18 protein-coding genes and 1 riboswitch are annotated in these 17,543 nt (G+C 64.5%); of the genes, 15 read left to right on the top strand and 3 right to left on the bottom strand.

Going from position 1 to position 17,543, the window contains the following annotated elements:
- From AB4136_RS05265 to AB4136_RS05235, 7 genes are all read left to right on the top strand, one after another.
- On the top strand, positions 1–702 hold a 702-nt coding region (locus AB4136_RS05265), incomplete at its 5' end, for an autotransporter outer membrane beta-barrel domain-containing protein (protein ID WP_441930400.1).
- Positions 703–937: 235 nt separating this feature from the next.
- A riboswitch (TPP riboswitch) is annotated at positions 938–1,048 on the top strand.
- A 118-nt stretch (positions 1,049–1,166) separates the two neighbouring features.
- Positions 1,167–2,999: a phosphomethylpyrimidine synthase ThiC gene (gene thiC / locus AB4136_RS05260; RefSeq protein WP_024924631.1), complete on the top strand. Its 1,833-nt coding sequence runs from the start codon at positions 1,167–1,169 to the stop codon at positions 2,997–2,999.
- Positions 2,996–3,985: a glycine oxidase ThiO gene (gene thiO / locus AB4136_RS05255; RefSeq protein ID WP_024924632.1), complete on the top strand. Its 990-nt coding sequence runs from the start codon at positions 2,996–2,998 to the stop codon at positions 3,983–3,985. The genes thiC and thiO overlap by 4 nt, the downstream gene beginning before the upstream one ends.
- The gene (gene thiS, locus AB4136_RS05250; RefSeq protein WP_024924633.1) at positions 3,969–4,166 is read left to right on the top strand and encodes a sulfur carrier protein ThiS; all 198 of its coding nucleotides are present in this window, start codon (positions 3,969–3,971) and stop codon (positions 4,164–4,166) included. Before thiO ends, thiS begins: the two co-directional genes overlap by 17 nt.
- A 2-nt stretch (positions 4,167–4,168) precedes the next feature.
- Positions 4,169–4,942 carry a thiazole synthase gene (locus tag AB4136_RS05245; RefSeq protein WP_024924634.1) on the top strand — a complete coding sequence of 258 codons (774 nt, stop codon included), beginning with the start codon at positions 4,169–4,171 and terminating at the stop codon, positions 4,940–4,942.
- Positions 4,939–5,544, top strand: a complete 606-nt coding sequence (locus AB4136_RS05240) for a thiamine phosphate synthase (protein WP_024924635.1) — start codon at positions 4,939–4,941, stop codon at positions 5,542–5,544. Before AB4136_RS05245 ends, AB4136_RS05240 begins: the two co-directional genes overlap by 4 nt.
- The gene (locus AB4136_RS05235; RefSeq protein ID WP_024924636.1) at positions 5,535–6,293 is read left to right on the top strand and encodes a hydroxymethylpyrimidine/phosphomethylpyrimidine kinase; all 759 of its coding nucleotides are present in this window, start codon (positions 5,535–5,537) and stop codon (positions 6,291–6,293) included. The genes AB4136_RS05240 and AB4136_RS05235 overlap by 10 nt, the downstream gene beginning before the upstream one ends.
- Positions 6,294–6,295: 2 nt before the next feature.
- On the opposite strand, the gene AB4136_RS05230 is transcribed toward AB4136_RS05235, so the two are convergent.
- The 3 genes from AB4136_RS05230 to AB4136_RS05220 form a co-directional block, all read right to left on the bottom strand.
- A complete protein-coding gene (locus AB4136_RS05230) occupies positions 6,296–6,991 on the bottom strand; it encodes a metallophosphoesterase family protein (RefSeq protein WP_051504789.1) in 696 nt (231 codons plus the stop codon).
- A gap of 90 nt (positions 6,992–7,081) precedes the next feature.
- On the bottom strand, positions 7,082–8,218 hold the full coding sequence (locus tag AB4136_RS05225; RefSeq protein WP_024924638.1) for an alpha-hydroxy acid oxidase: 1,137 nt from the start codon (positions 8,216–8,218) through the stop codon (positions 7,082–7,084).
- Entirely contained in the window at positions 8,215–9,060 is an 846-nt protein-coding gene (locus AB4136_RS05220) for an FCD domain-containing protein (protein WP_024924639.1), read from the bottom strand. The genes AB4136_RS05225 and AB4136_RS05220 overlap by 4 nt, the downstream gene beginning before the upstream one ends.
- 202 nt (positions 9,061–9,262) lie before the next feature.
- Here AB4136_RS05220 and AB4136_RS05215 point away from each other — a divergent pair, with 202 nt between their 5' ends.
- The 8 genes from AB4136_RS05215 to AB4136_RS05180 all read left to right on the top strand — a co-directional run bounded on the left by AB4136_RS05215 (position 9,263) and on the right by AB4136_RS05180 (position 17,513).
- Positions 9,263–10,585, top strand: coding sequence for a DUF3422 family protein (locus AB4136_RS05215; protein WP_024924640.1), 1,323 nt, complete (start codon positions 9,263–9,265; stop codon positions 10,583–10,585).
- Positions 10,586–10,735: 150 nt separating this feature from the next.
- A complete protein-coding gene (locus AB4136_RS05210) occupies positions 10,736–12,232 on the top strand; it encodes an FAD-linked oxidase C-terminal domain-containing protein (protein WP_024924641.1) in 1,497 nt (498 codons plus the stop codon).
- Positions 12,233–12,235: 3 nt separating this feature from the next.
- Entirely contained in the window at positions 12,236–12,820 is a 585-nt protein-coding gene (locus tag AB4136_RS05205) for a hypothetical protein (protein WP_024924642.1), read from the top strand.
- A gap of 65 nt (positions 12,821–12,885) precedes the next feature.
- Positions 12,886–13,353: an endonuclease domain-containing protein gene (locus tag AB4136_RS05200; protein ID WP_024924643.1), complete on the top strand. Its 468-nt coding sequence runs from the start codon at positions 12,886–12,888 to the stop codon at positions 13,351–13,353.
- 175 nt (positions 13,354–13,528) lie between these two features.
- Positions 13,529–14,782: a glycolate oxidase subunit GlcE gene (glcE, locus tag AB4136_RS05195; RefSeq protein ID WP_024924644.1), complete on the top strand. Its 1,254-nt coding sequence runs from the start codon at positions 13,529–13,531 to the stop codon at positions 14,780–14,782.
- On the top strand, positions 14,779–15,165 hold the full coding sequence (locus AB4136_RS05190) for a DUF4870 family protein (RefSeq protein ID WP_024924645.1): 387 nt from the start codon (positions 14,779–14,781) through the stop codon (positions 15,163–15,165). The genes glcE and AB4136_RS05190 overlap by 4 nt, the downstream gene beginning before the upstream one ends.
- A 20-nt stretch (positions 15,166–15,185) precedes the next feature.
- The gene (gene glcF, locus AB4136_RS05185) at positions 15,186–16,499 is read left to right on the top strand and encodes a glycolate oxidase subunit GlcF (RefSeq protein WP_024924646.1); all 1,314 of its coding nucleotides are present in this window, start codon (positions 15,186–15,188) and stop codon (positions 16,497–16,499) included.
- A gap of 234 nt (positions 16,500–16,733) precedes the next feature.
- The gene (locus AB4136_RS05180; protein WP_024924647.1) at positions 16,734–17,513 is read left to right on the top strand and encodes a hypothetical protein; all 780 of its coding nucleotides are present in this window, start codon (positions 16,734–16,736) and stop codon (positions 17,511–17,513) included.
- Positions 17,514–17,543 lie beyond the last annotated feature (30 nt).

The following is a 17,543-nucleotide window of genomic DNA, read 5'->3' as shown; positions in this document are numbered from 1 at the left end:
GACGATTGGCGGCTGGGGTTCCTTGCCGGCTACAGCCATTCTTCGTTCAAAGTCGATGACAGACGATCATCTGCTTCCAGCGACAACTATCATCTCGGCGCCTATGGCGGCACGCAATGGGGTGCGCTCGCCTTGCGCTCCGGCCTTGCTTATACCTGGAGCGACATCGACAGCGGTCGATCCGTGTCTTTCCCCGGTTTCACCGACGCGCTGTCTTCCAGCCATCGCGCCGGCACCACGCAGCTCTTCGGCGAGCTCGGTTATGGCATGAAGGCAGGCGCTGTTGCCTTCGAGCCCTTCGCCAACCTGGCTTACGTCAATGTCCACACCAATGCTTTCAGTGAGAAAGGCGGGGCGGCGGCGCTGACGGTCCGCAGCAGCTCCAACGCCATCACCTTCACCACCTTTGGCCTACGGGCATCTACCGACTTCGACCTCGGCGCGGTCAAGGCGACGGCGCGCGGCATGATCGGCTGGCGCCATGGTTTCGGCGATGTCACGCCCAATGTCACCCAGGCCTTCGCCGGCAGCAATGCCTTCACCATCGCCGGCGCGCCGATCGCACGCGAAAGCGCAGCACTCGAGGCGGGCTTCGACGTCGCGCTGACACCGACCACCACACTCGGCATCTCCTACCAGGGCCAGCTCGCCGCCAACGCCCGCGACCATGGCGTCAGGGCCGATTTGAATGTCAGGTTCTAGGACGATGGCCGGTGCCAAAACGCAGAACGCGAAACGTGCTGAAAAGCCGGTCGTTTGAACGGGAAAGGCCTTAAAATGCGCGCGAACGGACCCTTGTGAATTCGTTTCGCGGCGTCTGGCACCCGTTTTTCCGTAAGCTATTGATCCTGCACCACGAAGTTATTTGACTCTCGGCGCGCTTGCCGTCGCCTTTCCACATCCCTGTTGACAATCATGCGGCTTGTCGTTCACCCTTGAGGCTCACCAGGGGGGTCCCGACAAGGGGCTGAGATACTGCTGAACGCGCAGTGACCCGTTGAACCTGATCCAGTTCATACTGGCGTAGGGACGGTGGGAAGCTTCGCGGGCCGGCGTTTTTCGGCTTTGGCGGTCGGGCAGATGCCCGAACTCCCTTCAGCGAAGCATCACTTCCTCCTCATCGCATGGACTGGGTCTCCGTTGCATTCGAGCAAGGAGGCTCACTCATGAATATCCACACCCCGAAAGTCACCGTCGGCGCGTTGCCGGCGTCGCGCAAAATCTACAAACCGGGCACGCTTCACACCGGTCTGCGTGTGCCGATGCGCGAGATTTCCGTGCATCCGAGTGCCGGCGAACCGCCGGTCACCGTCTATGATTCCTCCGGTCCCTACACCGATGCCGGCGTCGAAACGAGCATCGAGCGCGGCCTGTCCAGGCTGCGCCAGGAATGGGTTGAGGCGCGCGGCGATGTCGAGCGTTACGAGGGCCGGCTGATCAGGCCGGAAGACAACGGCTTCGTCTCCGGCGATCGGCTGACGCCGGAGTTTCCGGTGCGAAACCAGCCACTTAGAGCGAAAGCGGGACGCGCCGTCACCCAGCTTGCCTATGCCCGCGCCGGCATCGTCACGCCGGAAATGGAGTTCGTCGCCATCCGCGAAAATCTCGGCCGCGAGGCGCTGCGCGTCAGGTTGGAACGCGACGGCGAAAGTTTCGGCGCGGCGATTCCGGACTATGTCACGCCGGAATTCGTGCGCGACGAAGTGGCGCTCGGCCGCGCCATCATCCCCGCCAACATCAATCACCCCGAGAGCGAGCCGATGATCATCGGCCGCAATTTCCTGGTCAAGATCAACGCCAACATCGGCAACTCCGCCGTCACCTCGTCCATGGCCGAGGAGGTGGAAAAGATGGTCTGGGCGATCCGCTGGGGCGCCGATACGGTCATGGACCTGTCGACCGGCCGCAACATCCACAACATCCGCGACTGGATCATCCGCAACGCGCCGGTGCCGATCGGCACGGTGCCGCTTTACCAGGCGCTGGAGAAGGTCGGCGGCGTCGCCGAGGACCTGTCCTGGGAGGTGTTCCGCGACACGCTGGTCGAACAGGCCGAGCAGGGCGTCGACTATTTCACCATCCACGCCGGCGTGCGGCTGCCCTACATCCCGCTCACCGTCGATCGCGTCACCGGCATCGTCAGCCGTGGCGGCTCGATCATGGCCAAATGGTGCCTCTACCATCACCGGGAAAGCTTCCTCTACGAGCATTTCGAGGAGATCTGCGACATCTGCCGCGCCTACGACGTGTCGTTCTCGCTGGGCGACGGTCTGCGCCCGGGCTCGATCGCCGATGCCAACGATGCCGCGCAATTCGCCGAGCTGGAGACGCTGGGCGAGCTGACGAAAATCGCCTGGGCGAAGGACTGCCAGGTGATGATCGAAGGGCCCGGCCATGTGCCGATGCACAAGATCAAGGCCAATATGGACAAGCAGCTCGCAGTCTGCGGCGAGGCGCCGTTCTACACGCTTGGGCCACTCACCACCGACATCGCGCCGGGCTACGACCACATCACCAGCGGCATCGGCGCCGCCATGATCGGCTGGTTTGGCACGGCCATGCTCTGCTACGTCACGCCCAAGGAACATCTCGGCCTGCCAGACCGCAACGACGTCAAGATCGGCGTCATCACCTACAAGATCGCCGCGCACGCCGCCGATCTCGCCAAGGGCCATCCGGCGGCCAAGGTGAGGGACGACGCGCTATCGCGGGCACGTTTCGAGTTCCGCTGGGAGGACCAGTTCAACCTGTCGCTGGACCCCGACACCGCGCGCGCCTTCCACGACGAGACCTTGCCCAAGGAGGCGCACAAGGTGGCGCATTTCTGCTCCATGTGCGGGCCGAAATTCTGCTCGATGCGCATCTCGCACGACATCCGCGCTGAGGCACAAAAGGAAGGCCTGGCGGCCATGGCGGAAAAATTCCGTATTGGCGGCGAGCTTTACATGCCTCTCGATCAGGCCGAGGTCGCCGAAACGGAACCGGCGAACCGGCCATGAAAGTGCTGGTCCGCGGCGCCGGCGTCGCCGGGTTGACGCTGGCGCATGAACTGGCGTTACGCGGCGCCAGCGTGATCGTGGTCGAACGGCGCCGGGCCATTGCCGGCAGCGCCTCCTGGCAGGCCGGCGGCATGCTGGCGCCGTGGTGCGAGCGCGAAAGCGCCGAGGAGCCGGTGCTGACATTGGGGAAGGGCGCGGCCGACTGGTGGGATGCCGCGCTGCCCGGCCATGTCGTGCGCACCGGCACGCTGGTGGTGGCGCCTGCGCGGGACACGGTGGAACTCGATCGTTTCGTGCAGCGCACCAGCGGCTTCTCCGTCGTCGATGGGGATGCGATCGCCGCGCTCGAACCCGATCTCGCCGGTCGGTTTCGGCGCGGACTGCTCTTCGCCGGCGAAGCCCATCTCGATCCGCGCAAGGCCCTGGTGGCGCTAACCGGAAAACTGGTCGGCATGGGCGTACGCTTCGAGTTCGGCTACGGCGCGGTGCTAGCGCCCGGCGCCTTCGATTTCGAGGCGGATTGTACGGGCATGGGCTCATCCGCGTCTGGTCTGCGCGGCGTGCGTGGCGAGATGCTTTTGCTGCGCACGCGCGACGTTGCGTTGGCGCGCCCGGTGCGGCTGCTGCATCCACGCTTTCCGGTTTATGTGGTTCCGCGTGCGGATCACATGTTCATGGTCGGCGCAACGATGGTCGAGAGCGCCGCCGACGGGCCCGTCAGCGCGCGCTCGACCATGGAATTGCTGGGCGCCGCCTATGCGCTGCATCCGGCCTTTGGCGAGGCAGAGTTGGTCGAGGCCGGCGCGGGCGTGCGTCCGGCCTTCGCCGATAATCTGCCGCGTGTCAGCCGCGACGGAAACCGCGTGAGCATCAACGGGCTCTACCGCCACGGCTTCCTGCTGGCGCCGGCGATGGCCAAGCAAGCCGCCGACGTGATCCTGGACAATCCGACAGCAAGGGAGCTCGTCCATGAAGCTCACCGTTAATGGCGAGACCCACGAGGTTACCGCCGTCACGCTCGCGGGGCTGCTTGCCGAACTCGACTATGAGGGTGGCTGGCTCGCCACCGCGCTCAATGGCGAGGTAGTACCTGCCAGGGAGCGCTCCGGTTGCCGGCTCGCCGAGGGCGACCGCATCGAAATCCTGTCACCGATGAAGGGAGGCTGACCATGTTGAAACTCTATGACGCGGAAGTCTCGTCCCGCCTGCTGCTCGGTACCGCGCTTTATCCGTCGCCGTCGATCATGGCCGGGGCGGTCAAGGCGTCAGGCACGCAGGTGGTCACCGTGTCGTTGCGGCGCGAAGCGGCGGGCGGCAAGTCGGGCGGGCAATTCTGGGAGCTGATCCAGGCGCTCGGCGCCCGCGTCTTGCCCAACACCGCCGGCTGCCACTCCGTCAAGGAAGCCATCACCACCGCGCGGATGGCGCGCGACGTGTTCGGCACCAGCTGGATCAAACTCGAAATCATCGGCAATCACGACACGCTGCAGCCGGATGTGTTCGGCCTGGTCGAAGCGGCGCGTATCCTGGTTCAGGAAGGTTTCGAGGTGTTCCCTTACACCACCGATGACCTTGTCGTCGCCGAGCGCCTGCTGGAGGCCGGCTGCAAATTGCTGATGCCGTGGTGCGCGCCGATCGGCTCGGCGCGTGGCCCGCAGAATATTGACACCTTGCGTTCGCTGCGCGGGCATTTTCCCGATGTTCCCTTGATCGTCGATGCCGGCATCGGTCGTCCTTCCCACGCTGCAGCGGTGATGGAGCTCGGCTACGACGCGGTGCTGCTCAACACGGCGGTGGCCAAGGCTGGCGACCCGGTTGCCATGGCAAGAGCCTTCGCCAAAGCCGTCGAGGCAGGACGCGAGGCATTACTCGCTGGCCTGCTCGAACCGCGCGATATGGCGGTTCCATCCACTCCCGTTATCGGCATGGCGGTCTTCTCATGAAACTCGACCCGTTCTACCTCATCGTTCCCTCCGCCACCTGGATTGAGCGGCTGGTGCCGCTCGGCGTGAAGCTGGTTCAGCTGCGCGTCAAGGAAGGAACCGAGCCGTCGCTGCGCGGCGAAATCCGCGCCGCCAGGGCCGTCTGCGAACGCCACGATTGCCAGCTCATCGTCAACGACCACTGGCGGCTTGCCATCGACGAGGGCTGCGACTTCATTCACCTCGGCCAGGAAGATCTGGCGGACGCGGATGTTGCTGCGATCCGCCGCGCCGGGCTGAAGCTGGGCCTCAGCACCCATGACCATGACGAGCTGGAAACGGCACTCGCCGCCGAGCCGGACTATGTCGCGCTGGGGCCGGTCTATCCGACCATCCTGAAGGCGATGAAATGGGCGCCGCAGGGGCTTGATCGCATCGCGGAATGGAAGCGCCGCGCGGGCAGGTTGCCGCTGGTTGCCATTGGCGGGCTGAACGTCGCGCGTATCGACGGCGTCTTTGCGCAAGGCGCCGACAGCGCGGCGGTGGTGACCGATATCACGCTGAACGCCGACCCCGAGGCGCGCACGCGCGAATGGCTTGCGGCGACGGCGCGATGGCGATGAGTGTCGAGAAGCATGTGCTGATCGTCGCCGGTTCGGATTCGAGCGGCGGTGCCGGCATCGCCCGCGATGTCGAGACCGTCTCGGCTTTCGGCCTGCGTTCCTGTCTCGCGGTGACGGCGGTGACCGTGCAGACGCATCACGCCGTCGAGCGGGTGGAACAGATGCCGCCCGATCTCATCGCCGCGCAGATGCGGGCGGCTTTCGCCGCCAATGCGATCGTCGCGGTCAAGATCGGCATGCTGGGCACCGTCGATGCCATAAATGCGGTCGCCTCCGTGCTTGCCAGCCGGCCGCCATTGCCCGTGGTGCTCGATCCGGTGCTGGCATCGAGTTCGGGACGCGCCTTGCTGGCGGCCGATGCGGTCGCTTGTCTCAAGCGCAAGCTGATGCCGCTGTGCAGTCTCGTGACGCCCAATCTGCCGGAACTCGCCTTGCTGAGTGGCGTTTCACTGACGACGAATGAAGGCGAGATCATCCATCACGCCCGGGAACTGGCGGAGGCCGGCGGACCTGCCTTATTGGTCAAGGGCGGCCATGCCGATGGCGATCGCTCGGCCGATCTGCTGGTCCGCATTGGCCGGCAGCCCTTGCCGTTCGAGGCGCCACGCCTCGATGTCCAGATGCGTGGCACCGGCTGCATGCTGGCCAGCGCGATCGCCGCCCGCCTCGGCCTCGGCGACGATCTTGAGACGGCTGTGGCCAGGGGCAAGGACCATGTCTTCGACAAACTAAGCCGGGCGCGGCGCTAACCTTATCCCGTCGCGGTCAGGACCCGTTTTTCTACGCCGTCGACGACGAGCGCCGTCAGAATGCCCGTCTGCCAGGCGCCGGTATCGACATTGACGCGGTTGGGCATCAGCTCGGCTTCCGGCTGCGGTGTATGGCCGTGCACGATGATCTTTTCGTAGAGCCCCGGATGATTGTGGAAGGCGGTGCGGATCCAGATCAGATCGTCATGGGCCTGTCGTTCCAACGCGATGCCCGGCCTTACGCCGGCATGGCAGAAGAAGAAATCGCCGAATGAGGCCGAATAAGGTAGTTCGTGCAGGAACCGCCTCTGTTCGGGCGACACGGCACGGACCAGATCTTTCCAGCCTTGCTCGACCGAGGCCGGGTCGCTGAAGTCGATGGCGACGCCATAGGACAGCGCAGTCTCGCGGCCGCCATAACGCGCGAACAAGCCTTCCGCGTCGGGCATGGCAAGAAAATCGAGGAAACCGATGTCGTGGTTGCCGGCAAGTGCGATCATGCGCGGGTCGCGCTGCTGCGCGGCGATCAGGAAATCGATCACACCCTTCGAATCCGGGCCGCGGTCGACATAGTCGCCGAGATGGACGATGCGCCAGTCGGCGGGCCGGTCGCGCTCGAGTTCGGCTGCGATGCGTTCGTGCATGGCGGTGAGCAGGTCAAGCCGCCCGTGCACGTCGCCGATGGCGTAGAGGCGCATGCCGTCCGGTGCGCGGGCGTCGAGGAAATGAATGCCTTCGGTCAAAAAAGGAGATGCTTTCAAATCGAGTGGGTGTCTGGAATGGCGAGCTTAGCGGTGAAGCATGTCCCTGCTGGCATCCTTGATATCGCGCTTGCCGCAAAGCGCCAGCGTCATATCCAGCTCCTTGCGGATGATTTCAAGAGCCTGGGTCACGCCCGCCTTGCCGGCGGCGCCCAACCCGTAGAGGAACGGCCTGCCGATATAGGTGCCCTTGGCGCCGAGGCAGAGCGCCTTCAGCACATCCTGACCCGAGCGGATGCCGCCATCCATATGCACCTCGATCTGGTCGCCGACGGCATCGACGATCTTTTCCAGGACGGAGATGGAGGATGGGGCGCCATCGAGCTGCCGGCCGCCATGGTTGGAAACGATGATGGCGTCGGCGCCGGTCTTGGCGGCGAGGATGGCATCTTCCTTGTCGAGGATGCCTTTCAGGATCAGCTTGCCGCCCCAACGCTGCCTGATCCATTCGACGTCGGCCCAGGACAGGCGCGGATCGAACTGCTCGTGGGTCCACGATATCAGCGAGGAGAGGTCGCCGACGCCCTTGGCGTGGCCGGCGATGTTGCGGAAGGTGCGGCGCTTGGTGCGCAGCATGCCCAGGCACCAGCCTGGCCGGATCGCCATGTCGATTATGTTGGGCAGCGTCATCTTGGGCGGCGCCGACAGACCGTTGCGCAGATCCTTGTGGCGCTGGGCGAGGATCTGCAGGTCGAGCGTCAGAACCAGCGCCGAACATTTCGCCGCCTTGGCGCGGTCGATCAGATTGAGCACGAAATCCTTGTCGCGCATGACATAGAGCTGGAACCAGAACGGCTTCTTCGTCACCGAGGCGACATCCTCGATCGAGCAGATGCTCATGGTCGACAGCGTGAACGGCACGCCGAATTCTTCCGCCGCCTGCGCCGCCAGCATCTCGCCGTCGGCATGCTGCATGCCGGTCGAGCCCGTCGGCGCCAACGCCACCGGCATCGACACAGCCTCACCGATCATGGTCGAGGCGAGCGAGCGGTTGTCCATGTCGACCAGCACACGCTGGCGCAGTTTGATCTTGCCGAAATCCTCCTCGTTGGCTCGGTAGGTGCTCTCCGTCCACGAGCCTGAATCGGCATAATCGAAGAACATCTTCGGCACGCGCCGCCGCGCCTGCTGCTTGAGGTCGTCGATGGTGAGAAGCATGCTCATGGGGTCGTCTTTCCGCTTTCGCGCGTTGCCGCGCCCGTCTCGTTCTGGCCGCGCCTGCGGGCGGTCTCCTGCTCGCCGGCGCGCTGTTTCAATCTGAGCCGCGACACGCGTTGCCAATCGCCGCTGCGTTCGGCCTGCGCCATGGCGCGCTCGACATAGGTGATGTGGTCCATCGCCGCCTTGCGCGCGGCGGCGGGGTCGCCGGCTTTCACGGCCGCATGGATGGCGCGGTGCTGGGCAAGCAGATCCTCGCGGGCGCCGGGCAGGGTGAACACCAGCAGCCGGTTCTGGAAAACACCGTCGGAGAGCAGCCGGTAACAGGAGCGCAGCGTGTGCAACAGGATGATGTTGTGTGCGCATTCGCCGACCGCGTTGTGGAACTCGACGTCGATATCGGCTTCGTGCTGGAAGTCGCCGGACCCATGCGCCTCCTCCATGCGCGCCATGATGCGATCGAGCAGCGCGAGGTCGTCGGGCGTGGCGCGCCGTGCGGCGTACTCGGCGGCGACGCCTTCGATCTCGCGGCGGTATTCGAGGTAGTCCGCCGCCGCCTTGCGATGCGTCGAGATCAACTCCATCACCGGCTTGGAGAAAACCTGGCCGATGACGTCGGCGACATGGGTGCCGCCGCCATGCCGGGTGGTGAGCAGGCCCCGCATCTCCAGCGCTTTCAACGCATCGCGCAGGATCGGCCGCGACACTTCGAACTGCCGCGCGAGGTCACGCTCTCCCGGCAACCGGTCGCCCGGGCGCAGCACGCCTTCCAGGATCAAGGCCTCGATCTGCCCCACCACTTCGTCGGCGGTGCGCGAATGATCGATCCGGGAGAAGATGTCGCTCAAGGAAATGCCCGAGAAAAAGCCTTTGCCGCGCAGAATAGGAGCATTCAAGCCAACTGGTCAATTAATCTAGCCAATTTATGGCATTCACGCAAACGCTTGCCGTGGCGGCGCCGTCCGCTCGCCCTGGCACTTTTCGTTGCCTAAGGCCGCGATTGCCCCTAGAGCACCATGAAAGATAGGGTCCTGACCCTGGGGGACTGCCGTGTCGGACGATCCGTCCAATCTCGAATTCAGGCCGCGCGCCATCGGCAGCGTCCTGGGGTTTCCCGCGCATGAAGGCCGTCCCAGCGCACTCGGCGAGGTTCACGCCCGCCCGCACCCGCTGGTCGAAACACCGCGCGTTCTCCTGCAGCTCTCCTTCATGACCGAGGGTGGCACCAGCGTCGACCACGCCGTGCTTTCGGAATTGTCGCGCCGTCTGGGCATCGCGGCGCCCGGCAGCCAGGCGCGCCACCATGCCATGAAATGGGGCAAGGGTTCGCTGCGCTGGGAACGGCACACCGAGTTCTCGACCTATCTGTGGGAAGGTCCGCTCGACGAGACCGGCCGCTCGCATGAGGACACGCCCTTCGGTAACGGCTTTTCGCCGCCCGGCACGGTGATTTCCGGCATCCGGCTGGAAATCCGCAACTGGACCGCGGCCAACGAAAAGCTGGTCGATGAATTCGATCCGGCCAGCCTGTGCTTCTCGCTGGTCGAACGCGGCGCGGCTGCCATCGTCACCGACTTCCGCCAGGACGGCGACGGGTTGACCCGCATCCTTGTGCTCAACCGCGCGCTGACCCCGGCCAGCACCGGTGCTTTGTCGCAGCGCCTGCTCGACATTGAAACCTACAGGACGCTGGCCATGCTCGGCCTGCCTTTGGCGTTGTCGCTGTCGGCGCGCGTGCGTCGCATCGAGGACCGGCTGGCAATCATCACGCGCGAGATGAAGGTTTCCGAAACGCGGGACAGCCAGACCCTGTTGGCGGACCTCACCGAACTGGCGGCGGAACTGGAAGCCGACGCGGCCTCCAGCCTCTACCGCTTCGGCGCCAGCCGCGCCTATGACGGCATCGTGGGCGAGCGGCTCGAAGCGCTCGACGAGGAAGTGGTGCCCGGTTACGACACCTGGGGCGGGTTCCTGCAGCGCCGCGTTGCGCCGGCCATGCGCACCTGCCGCTCGGTCGAGGAACGCCAGGCCAATCTGTCGCGCAAGCTCACACGCGCCACCACGCTTCTGCGCACCTGGGTCGATGTCGAGGTGGAAAGGCAGAACCGCGACTTGCTCGCCTCAATGAACAACCGCGCCCGGCTGCAACTGCGCCTGCAGCAGACCGTGGAAGGCCTGTCGGTGGCGGCCGTCTCTTACTATGTCGTCGGGCTGATCGGCTATCTCGCCAAGGGTGCATCCTTCTTCGGTCACGCCTTCGCGCCCGAGGTGGTCACCGCCGCCTCGGTGCCGGTCGCGATCCTTCTGGTGTGGTGGGGCGTGCGTCGCGTGCAGCGCCTGCATGGCGAGCCGGCGAGCCACGCCGGCGAATAGTGCGTCTCGATTCCGGTCCTTTCTGCCAGCGTCAGATTGCCGCGCGGAACGCTGTCGGCTCGACGGCACTTGCCTTGACCCAAAGCATGATTTGCAAGCAGCCGGTCGAATTGGTAAAAAGCTTTTACCAGTGAGCGAAAGGAGCGCGCTTTGTCCACCCTGGCCATGCCCAAACCGGACGAGGCGACGCTTGGCCGACGCGTTACGATCATCGCCGACCTCAAGGCGATCGTGCCGGGCGAGGGCGTCGTCGAAGCCGTCAACGAGATGCGGGCCTTCGAAAGCGACGGGCTGACCGCCTATCGCCAATTGCCGCTGGTCGTGGTTTTGCCGGAAACGGTGGCGCAGGTTTCGCGGGTGCTCAAATATTGCAACGAGCGCAACATCCGCGTCGTGCCGCGCGGTGCCGGCACTTCGCTGTCGGGCGGCGCGCTGCCGCTGGAAGACGCGGTTTTGCTGGTCATGAGCCGCTTCAATCGCATCCTCGGCATCGACTATCCCAACCGCACGGTGACCGCGCAGCCGGGCGTAACCAATCTCGGCATCACCCATGCGGTGGAGCAGGAGGGCTTCTACTACGCGCCGGACCCGTCCTCGCAGATCGCCTGCTCGATCGGCGGCAATGTCGCGGAGAATTCCGGCGGCGTGCACTGCCTGAAATACGGGCTGACCGCCAACAATGTGCTGGGCATCGAAATGGTGCTGATGAACGGCGAGGTGGTGCGCCTCGGCGGCAAGCATCTCGACGCGGAAGGCTACGATCTGCTTGGCCTGATGACCGGCTCGGAGGGGCTGCTTGGCGTCGTCACCGAAGTGACGGTGCGCATCCTGAAGAAGCCGGAGACTGCGCGTGCCCTGCTGATCGGCTTCCCGACCAGCGAACAGGGCGGCCAGTGTGTGGCCGACATTATCGGCGCCGGCATCATTCCGGGCGGCATGGAGATGATGGACCGCCCGGCGATCCACGCGGCTGAAGATTTCGTCCAGGCTGGCTACCCGCTGGAATGCGAGGCGCTGCTGATTGTCGAACTCGACGGACCGGCGGTGGAGGTCGATCACCTGATCGGCGCGGTCGAGGCGATCGCCATTCAAAACGGCTCCACCACCTGCCGCATTTCGACTTCGGAAGAAGAGCGCCTGCGCTTCTGGGCCGGCCGCAAGGCGGCTTTCCCGGCGGTGGGGCGCATCTCGCCGGACTATTACTGCATGGACGGCACCATTCCGCGCAAGGAATTGCCGCGGGTGCTGGCCGGCATGCGCGATCTCTCCGAAACCTATGGCCTGCGCGTCGCCAACGTCTTCCATGCCGGCGACGGCAATCTGCACCCGCTGATCCTTTATGACGCCAACAAGGAAGGCGAGTTGCACAAGGCCGAAGCGTTTGGCGCCGACATATTGCGGCTCTGCGTCAAGGTGGGTGGCGTCCTGACCGGGGAGCATGGCGTCGGTGTCGAAAAACGCGACCTGATGCCGGAGATGTTCAACGAGGCCGATCTCGACCAGCAGATGCGGGTGAAATGCGCCTTCGACCCGAACCATTTGCTCAACCCCGGCAAGGTGTTTCCGCAATTGCGCCGCTGCGCCGAGCTTGGGCGCATGCATGTCCATCGCGGTCAGGTGGCCTTTCCCGATATTCCGAGGTTTTGAGGCGTGCTGTTCAAGCAATCCATCCTCGAAGGGATCGCGCGCGGCGACATCACGCTGGCCTTCCGCCGTTGGCAACGTCCGACGGTGAAAGCCGGCACCGGTCTGCGCACGGCGATTGGCGTGGTGCGTATCAGCGCGGTCGAGCCGGTAGCTGAGAGAGATCTGACCGACGCCGATGCAAAGGCTGCCGGCTTTGTCGACCGCGCAGGGCTGCTGGTCGATCTGCGCTCGGATGGCGATCGCATGCTTTATCGGATCGCCCTCGACGGCATCGAACCCGACCAGCGCGTTGCCCTGCGAGGCGAAGCTGAAGTATCGGAAGAAGAGTGGCACGACCTCGCCGCGCGGTTCGAGCGTTGGGATCGGACGAAGCCTGGTTATTTCCCGTCGATCCTGCAGGCGATCGGCACTGGCCCGGGCACGCCCGCTGCCGAGTTGGCCCAGGCGGCCGGCGCCGAAAAGCTGAAATTCAAGCAGGACGTGCGCAAGCTGAAGGAACTCGGCCTGACCGAAAGCCTCGAGATCGGCTACAGGCTTTCGCCGCGCGGTGAAGCGGTTCTGGAAAAGCTGCGGGAGCACCGGCTGTGACGACCTCTCCGGAGACGACCCGCCATCAGGATGTGGGTTCCTCGCCCCCGCAAAGCGGGGGAGAGGTGGCTCGGGCGCAGCCCGAGACGGAGAGGGGGACTTCACAAATCCCGCCCCGCCGCTCCCCGAACCACGTAGCACGGGCACGTCGGTTGCGGCACGGCGGCAACGTGGCCGAAGCTGTGCTTTGGAATGAGCTGAAGGCCAAGAAACTTGGTGGCCACAAGTTCAGCAGGCAGGTGCCGCTTGGGCCTTATTATGCTGACTTTGTCTGCCGGCAGGCCAAGCTGGTTATCGAGCTCGATGGCAGCCAACATGTCGACAGTGGTTACGACAAGTGTCGCGATGAATTTATGCGGGCTAGCGGATATTCCGTTCTCAGGTTCTGGAGCGGCGACGCGCTGAAGAACATTGGCGCCGTCTGTGAAACAATTCTCGCGGTTCTGGATGGCCGGCTAATTGGAGATATTGTCTCCACCGATCTCAAGTTCGTTTTCGCGCGGACAGAGCAATCGGGAAGGGAATGCAAGTGACTGTAAGATTCCCCCTCTCCGTCACCGCTTCGCGGTGCCACCTCTCCCCCGCTTTGCGGGGGCGAGGAATCACTGCCGGAACGTCGGCGCTTCTCCAGCTTGGGTTCCTCTCCCCCATGCAATGGGGGAGAGGTGGCGCCGCGAAGCGGCGACAGAGAGGGGGCTATAGCGCAACATGACCACCTTCGCCCCAACCTCGTCCGCCGAAGTGCTTTCCTCCGTGCAATGGGCTGCCGCCGAGGATGCGCCGCTGGAAATCGTCGGTCATGGCTCCAAGCGCGGCATCGGCCGGCCGTTGCAGACCGAACATACGCTCGATCTGTCGAAGCTCACTGGTGTCACATTGTACGAGCCGGCCGAACTGGTTCTGTCGGCCCGTGCCGGCACATCATTGGCCGAGATCGAAAATCTGCTCGCTGAAAACGGCCAGCAGCTTGCCTTCGAGCCGATGGACTACGGTCGATTGCTCGGCGGCGAGCCGGGCAAGGGCACGATCGGCGGCGTGCTGGCCGCCAACCTCTCCGGTCCGCGCCGGCTGAAGGCAGGCGCGGCGCGCGACCATGTACTCGGCATCCATGCCGTATCGGGGCGGGGCGAGGCCTTCAAATCCGGCGGACGGGTGGTCAAGAACGTCACCGGCTACGATCTTTCCAAGGCGATGGCCGGTTCGTGGGGCACGCTGGCGGTGCTGACCGACGTCACTTTCAAGGTGTTGCCGGCCGCTGAGACTGAGGTGACGCTGGCCGTGCGCGGTCTTTTGGACGACAACGCCGCCGCCGCCATGTCGATGGCACTCGGCTCCAGTGCCGAGGTCTCCAGCGCGGCGCATCTGCCCGAACGCATTGCCGCGCGGGTCGCCGACGGTACCTTAGGCAGCGAGGCTGCGACGCTGCTACGTGTCGAGGGTTTCGGCCCGTCGGTCGCTTATCGCGTTGAAGCGCTGAAGACCTTGCTGAGAAAAGCCGGACCCTTGCAGGAGATCGGCGGCGAGGCGTCGCTTCTTGTGTGGCGCGACATACGCGACTGTGTGCCGTTCGCCGGTTCCGACAAGCCGCTCTGGCGCGTGTCGATGGCCCCCGCCGACAGCCATGCCATGGTGATGGCGCTGCGCATGCAATCTGCGGTGGAAGTGTTCTACGACTGGCAGGGCGGCCTGATCTGGCTCAGCATGGAAATGGGCGAGGCGGAAGCCGAGCTGGTGCGGGCGGCGGTGAGGCATTTCGGCGGCGGTCACGCCACGCTGGTCCGTGCCGCGCCCGCTATCCGCGCGGCCGTGCCGGTGTTCCAGCCGCAGCAGCCGGCGCTCGCGGCGCTGTCGGCGCGGCTGAAGGCCGAGTTCGACCCGAAGGGCATCCTCAATCCCGGTCGCATGGCGCCTGCAACAGCGTCTGCTAATGTATCCGCCTCAGCAGAGGGAGCTATATCATGAGCGACAGCCAGCCGCAGCAGAGCCCACCCCGTCAGACCGATCGTTGGCTGGAGCCGGGGCAGACCAACGCGCAGGTGATCTACATTCTCTATCTCGCCAGCCTCGTCGTCGGCGTCACCATGATCGTCGGTGTCGTGCTTGCCTATATCAATCGCGGCAAGACCGGCGGGTTCGTGGAAAGTCACTACACGTTCCTGATCCGAACCTTCTGGATCGGCCTGCTGTATGGGCTGATCTCCGTGGTGCTGTTCTTCGTCTTCATCGGCGTGCTGCTGATGTTCGTCGTGCTGGTGTGGTTCATCGCGCGCTGCGTTCTCGGCCTGCAGGCGCTGCAGCGGGGCGAGGCCGTCAAGAACCCCGAAAGCTGGCTGCTGGGCGGCTAGGAACACGAGGAAGAAAAGACGTGCAGACCCATTTCTCGCCCGCCCAGCTCGCCGATCCGCATGTCGCGGAATCGGAAAAGATCCTGCGCAAATGCGTGCATTGCGGTTTCTGCACCGCCACCTGTCCGACCTATGTGACGTTGGGCAACGAGCTCGACAGCCCGCGCGGTCGCATCTACCTGATCAAAGACATGCTGGAGAACGGGCGCCCGGCCGACAAGGAGATCGTCACTCACGTCGACCGCTGCCTGTCCTGTCTCGCCTGCATGACGACCTGTCCGTCGGGCGTGAACTACATGCATCTGGTCGATCACGCGCGCGCCCATATCGAAAAGACCTACCGACGTCCGCTGGCCGAGCGGCTGATCCGCTCGATGCTGGCATTTGTTCTGCCTCATCCCGCGCGGTTTCGTTTCGCACTGAAGCTGGCGAAGTTCGGCAGGCCCTTCGCCGGCCTGTTCGAAAACAGCAAGGCATTGAAGCCGCTGGCGGCCATGCTGAAGCTGGCACCGGCTTCGGTGCCCACGCCGCTGGCGCGGCCAGGCGCGCGGAAAGTGCCGACGAGTGAGAAGCGAGGGCGAGTCGCGCTGCTGGCCGGCTGCGCGCAGCAGGTGCTGGAACCGGGTATCAACGAGGCAACGGTTTCGCTGCTCAACCGCCTCGGCGTCGAGACGGTGACGCCCAAAGGCGAAGGCTGTTGCGGCTCGCTCGTCCACCACATGGGCCACGAGGAGGCGGCGCTCGCCTCCGCACGGCAGAATATCGATGCATGGACGCGCGAGATCGAAGGCGAGGGGCTCGATGCCATCGTCGTCACCGCGTCCGGTTGCGGCACGACGATCAAGGATTACGGCTTCATGCTGAGGCTCGATCCGGCCTATGCCGAGAAGGCAGCGCGCGTTTCGGCATTGGCCAAGGATGTCACCGAATATCTGGCGATGCTTGATTTGCCTGAACCAACGCGCAAGCCGGGTACGGTGGTTGCCTATCATTCCGCCTGTTCGATGCAGCACGGCCAGAAGATCACCCGCCAGCCGAAGGACCTGCTCACCCGCGCCGGCTTTGTCGTGAAAGAGCCGCGCGAAGGGCATCTGTGCTGCGGCTCGGCCGGCACCTACAACATCCTGCAACCGGAAATCTCGGCCCGGTTGCTCGAACGCAAGGTGAAGAACATCGCCGCCACCGGTGCCGAAGTGGTCGCCACCGGCAATATCGGCTGCATCGCCCAGATCGGTTCGGCGGCGAAACTGCCCGTGGTGCACACGGTCAAGCTGCTCGACTGGGCCTATGGCGGCGAAAAGCCGGCTGAACTGCGTCGGGGCAAGGCAGCCTAGCGATAGCCGGTGGCGTTGGGCCGCGATCCATCGAGGTCGGTGAAACATAGACCTTTACCGGTTCGCCGCTGGAGAGCGACTGGCCGTTCCAGCGGGCGGCCCGGTTCAGCTGTCAGAATCGCTCCGAATAGAGAGAGGTGTTTCGGAACAGCGGTGGACCGCCTTGGTTGAAGTCGTGGCTCAATGTGGAAGGACTGGTGTGACGTATTCTGGGGTGCTGGCTTGGAGAAACATATGACCAGCACCCTACCTTCAACACACGCTTCCTTTCTCGAAAACCTCCTCCGTGAACTCAAGCAGGACCAACGCTTCGACGCGCTGCTTGCCGGCGGCTCGCTGGTTCATGGCGGCCTGGACGAGCATTCCGACATCGATCTCGTGCCTGTGGTACGGGACGATCTTTATCCGCAGGTGATGGCCGAACGGCGCGACATCGCCGCTGGCCTGGGAAATCTGATTTCCGCCTTTACCGGCGAGCATGTGGGCGAGCCGCGTTTGATCATCTGCCTGTACGGGCCGAAGCTGCTTCATGTCGATCTGAAGTTCGTCGTCCTCTCCGATCTCAAGGCACTCGTGGAGCGGCCGAAAATTCTATGGGCGCGGCACGAGGACAAGGTCTCCAAGGCATTGGACGCGGCGACAATCGTGTGGCCGAACTGCTCGCCCGAATGGTTCGAGGAGCGTGCCTGGGTATGGCTGCACTATGGCGCGACGAAACTGCAACGCGGCGAATTGTTCGAAGCGCTGGGCTTGATTGCCTTCTTCCGCGAGCAGGTGCTCGGCCCCATGCTCAACCGCAGATCGGGGAAACCGCAGCGCGGCGTTCGCAGGATCGAGCAGGATGAGGATGCTGTTGCTGCCCTTTTGCCCGTGGTCGCGGTGCACGACAGGCAATCGGTAGCGAACGCGTTGATGAGCGCGCTGCAACTTTATGTCGAGCTGCGCAAGGATCAGCCGCCGGCCGTGCTTACGGCTGGCATGCCCGACCTGATGGTGTCCTTCTTGGCGCGGTGAAGTCGGTGGCCGCGCAAGCGGCCATCTGCC

It is taken from the genome of Mesorhizobium sp. 2RAF21, from assembly GCF_052115345.1.
Taxonomy (GTDB): Bacteria; Pseudomonadota; Alphaproteobacteria; order Rhizobiales; family Rhizobiaceae; genus Mesorhizobium; species Mesorhizobium terrae.
This window is presented reverse-complemented; position numbering and strand designations above follow the sequence as displayed.

What these genes read in the sequence shown, in the direction of transcription:
- AB4136_RS05245 (WP_024924634.1), top strand. Translation starts at nt 4,169, where the DNA reads ATGTTGAAACTCTATGACGCGGAAGTCTCGTCCCGCCTGCTGCTCGGT.
- AB4136_RS05225 (WP_024924638.1), bottom strand. Translation starts at nt 8,218, where the DNA reads ATGAGCATGCTTCTCACCATCGACGACCTCAAGCAGCAGGCGCGGCGG.
- AB4136_RS05235 (WP_024924636.1), top strand. Translation starts at nt 5,535, where the DNA reads ATGGCGATGAGTGTCGAGAAGCATGTGCTGATCGTCGCCGGTTCGGAT.
- AB4136_RS05190 (WP_024924645.1), top strand. Translation starts at nt 14,779, where the DNA reads ATGAGCGACAGCCAGCCGCAGCAGAGCCCACCCCGTCAGACCGATCGT.
- AB4136_RS05240 (WP_024924635.1), top strand. Translation starts at nt 4,939, where the DNA reads ATGAAACTCGACCCGTTCTACCTCATCGTTCCCTCCGCCACCTGGATT.
- AB4136_RS05180 (WP_024924647.1), top strand. Translation starts at nt 16,734, where the DNA reads ATGACCAGCACCCTACCTTCAACACACGCTTCCTTTCTCGAAAACCTC.
- thiO (WP_024924632.1), top strand. Translation starts at nt 2,996, where the DNA reads ATGAAAGTGCTGGTCCGCGGCGCCGGCGTCGCCGGGTTGACGCTGGCG.
- glcE (WP_024924644.1), top strand. Translation starts at nt 13,529, where the DNA reads ATGACCACCTTCGCCCCAACCTCGTCCGCCGAAGTGCTTTCCTCCGTG.
- thiC (WP_024924631.1), top strand. Translation starts at nt 1,167, where the DNA reads ATGAATATCCACACCCCGAAAGTCACCGTCGGCGCGTTGCCGGCGTCG.
- AB4136_RS05230 (WP_051504789.1), bottom strand. Translation starts at nt 6,991, where the DNA reads ATGCGCCTCTACGCCATCGGCGACGTGCACGGGCGGCTTGACCTGCTC.
- thiS (WP_024924633.1), top strand. Translation starts at nt 3,969, where the DNA reads ATGAAGCTCACCGTTAATGGCGAGACCCACGAGGTTACCGCCGTCACG.